Annotated in this window: 2 protein-coding genes; both read right to left on the reverse strand. The window is 42.2% G+C overall.

Translation table 11 applies throughout. The annotated features are described in order from the left end of the window. On the reverse strand, positions 1-1492 hold a 1492-nt coding region (locus F6K52_RS34045; RefSeq protein WP_293089274.1), incomplete at its 3' end, for a condensation domain-containing protein. Further along, a partial coding sequence (locus F6K52_RS34050) for a phosphopantetheine-binding protein (protein WP_293089277.1) occupies positions 1489-3533 on the reverse strand: 2045 nt, incomplete at its 5' end. The genes F6K52_RS34045 and F6K52_RS34050, both read right to left, overlap by 4 nt.

The raw sequence follows: 3533 nt of genomic DNA on the forward strand, positions 1-3533 counted from the left end.
TTTCATAATGTGACACCATGCGACTAATTGTTTCGGCTTCAAACAAGTCTGTGTTATAGGCACAGAATCCTTTGATTTCTTCTCCTACTGGCCACAGATGTAACTCTAAGTCCATCCGCACTGTCATTTGATCTCCCATCCATCGCTCCCAACCTAACTCTACCTCTAAGTTAGGCAGGCTGAAGGATGGTTTCATGTGTTCACTCTCCTGAACGGCAAACACTACCTGAAATAAGGGGTTTTGCGATAGAGACCGTTCTGGCTGCAACTGTTCTACCAATTTCTCAAAGGGTATGTCTTGGTGACCATAAGCTTCTAGGGCTGTTTGTTTAACTCGGTTTAATACTTCTGTGAAACTAGGGTCCCCTCCCAGGTCTGTGTACATGACTAGGGAGTTGACAAAGAAACCAATCAATCCTTCTATTTCACTGCGGTTGCGGTTGGCTATCGGTGTTCCTACTGCTACACTTTCTTCACCACTGTAACGAGACAGTAATACTTTAAAGGCTGCTAACAGGGTCATAAATAGGGTGGTTCCCTGCTTTTGGGTCAGTTGTTTAATTTTTGATGTTAGCGCTGCTGGTATGTTTATCGGTATACCTGCTCCATTAAAAGTTTCAACTGCGGGTCGGGGATGGTCTGTGGGTAGTTGTAGTTGAGGTAAGTCAAGGAGCTTTTCCTTCCAATAGTTGAGTTGGCTAGAGAGGGTTTGACCTTGTAAGTAGTTCTTTTGCCAAACTGCAAAGTCGGCATATTGTATGGGTAGCTCTGGTAATGGGGATGGTTTGTCGAACACTGTGGCAGTGTAAATAGCTGATAGTTCTTTGGGTAATACTGTCAGTGACCAGCCATCACCAGCTATGTGATGTAATGTGATTTGCAGTATGTATTCTGTTGTTCCTAATTGATACAACTGAGCCCGTATGGGGGGGTCTACTTCTAGATTGAATAAAAGTTCATTTTCCTGTTGGAGTAGTTGTTGGAGTTTAGTGGTAGCTTCTGATGGTGTTAACCCACTTAGGTCTTGTAAAGGTAGTTCTAGTTCAAAGGGGGGTTTAATTATTTGTACTGGTGTGCCGTTGGTTTCACTGAAGGTGGTTCTCAGGGGTTCATGGCGAGCGATGATTTGGTTGAGACTTTTTTGTAGGGCTACATAGTCTAGTTTTCCTACTAGATGTAAGGTTAATGGCATATTGTAGGCGTTGCTACTCAAGGCCATTTTTTCAATAAACCATAGCCTTTGCTGTGCAAAAGATAATGGTGGCGGGTTGCCGTTTCGCTCAATAGGCTTGATTAAGTTTTCCTTGAATTCTCTATTTAAATTAGCTTGTTTTAAAAAAGTAATAATTTCCTGCTTACGATTGCTTAATTGAATCTGTAGCTCTGATGTCAATACTCCCTCTGGAGCTTTACAACGCAAGCGTTCACCTTCAAGCCATAATTTGACATTTTGATTAGCCAGATTCTCTAAAAATTTTTTTAATGTTTTCATAGTTCGATTTCTTCTAATTTTTCTTGATTGTTATAAATTGTTTCTAGTCGTTCTGCTAAAAAAGCATCGTCATTTATCGCATCAATGTCAGTACCTAATTGTTTGATAGTAGGATTTTCAAATAGCTTACTTACAGATAACTCTACTGACAATCCTTGTCGCACACGAGAAACAACCTGAGTTGCCATCAAAGAATGACCACCCAAATCAAAGAAGTTATCGTGTATTCCCACCTGTTCTATACCCAACACTTCTGCCCAAATCTCTGCTAAGACCTTCTGTGTTTCCGTCTGTGGAGCTACATACTCCGTTGACACACTACTGGCCACATCCGGTACAGGTAATGCCTTACGGTCTACCTTGCCATTGGGAGTCAGAGGCAATTTGGACAACACCATCAACCCCGATGGCACCATATACTCTGGCAACCGCGACTCCAGATACTCTCTCAACTCTGGTATCAGTTGGTTTCTCAACTGGGAACTCAACGGATTATTCCCATAATTATTCCAGTTACTTGCTACCACCGATTTTTGAGTTAGGGGTGTTAACACTATCCCTTCTTTGGCTAACTCACTGCGCACAAATACCCCATCCATCAATTCTGGACCTCCCTGAGCAGACCAACACAACTCTAAGCTATACCCTAAAGATGCACTTAGTTCATATAACCTCTCTGGGTCAATGCTCTTGGTTTCCTTTGACTCGAAAAACTGCCTCAACTGCTGTACATTCTGTTTTGATTCTGGCTGTGATAGCCACTCTACCAACTCTACATCATTAGCTACTCTGCCATTGACTAAACCAGTAAAGCAAATTGATTCTGGCCCAATGTCTCGCAGATAAGTTTCTATCTGTTGAACACTAACAGCCCCTCCACTTTCTACAGTCGGTGTTATTACTTTTCCTGGTTGTGCCTCTATATGTAACAGTACGCTATAGCGATATTTATTCAGTTCATTGTGTTTTGTTCCTCTCTGTAGACGCATTTGTACATGAGTTATTTTTGGATGTTTTTCTTTGAGAGCTACAAACAACTCTGGTGACACTAACAACTCTTTTTCCTGCTCCATTTGTCTGTCTATCTTTGGCTTGAGTTGTTCTACTGACAGTGATGGAGTTGCTTGATACAGTTGCACTGAACTGTGAAAGGCTTTCATTAATGGCCAACTGCGGATATCCCCTAGGAAAATCATTCCTCCTGGTTTGACTACCCTGATACTGTTTTCTATTACTTGCAACAGATATTCCACACTCGGGAAATACTGCACTATGGAAGAAAGCAGTACGACATCGAAACTGTTAGGAGCTATATCAGCCATGTCTTCCGCTCGTTTCTGTGCTAAAGAGACATGACTATATTTGTCTGGTTGCTGTTCTATTTGTTGTTTGATGTATTCTAATGAGACCTTGGAGATATCTGTCCCATAATAGTTTTGTGTCTGGGGTGCGATTTGAAATAGCAGCATTCCTGTGCCACAACCTATTTCCCACACACTCTCTGGTTTATGCGCTAATACTTGAGTTACTATATCTCCTGCCCAGATGCGCATTTGCTCTACTGGTATGGGCTGGTTATCGTAGTTGCTAATCCATCCTCTAGTGTTGAATAGGGGGTCAGTTACTTCACTGAGCTGGTCATAGATTTGTTGGTTGAATATGTCTTGCCAACTATCTACTTGGGTTTCTGATAGTTCGGAGTTGGAGGTGGTTGTGGTTTGGGTTTCTGGTACTATGTATGCGACTAAACGTTTATCTCCTGGGTTGTCTTCTCTTGCTACTACTACTGTTTCTTTGACTTGAGGGGATGAATTGAGAACTGCTTCTATTTCTCCTGTTTCGATGCGATATCCCCGGATTTTTACTTGGTGGTCTATTCTACCCAAGAATTCGATGTTGCCATCCCCTAAGTACCGAGCCAAATCCCCTGTCTTATATAATTTTGAGTTTTGACTTCCCTCCGGGGTAAGGGGGGGGTTGAGTTTTGAGTCCTCAAAAGGGTTGGGAATAAATTTATCGGCTGTCAGTTCGGGGCGGTGGT

It is taken from the genome of Moorena sp. SIO3H5 (genome assembly GCF_010692395.1).
Taxonomy (GTDB): Bacteria; Cyanobacteriota; Cyanobacteriia; order Cyanobacteriales; family Coleofasciculaceae; genus Moorena.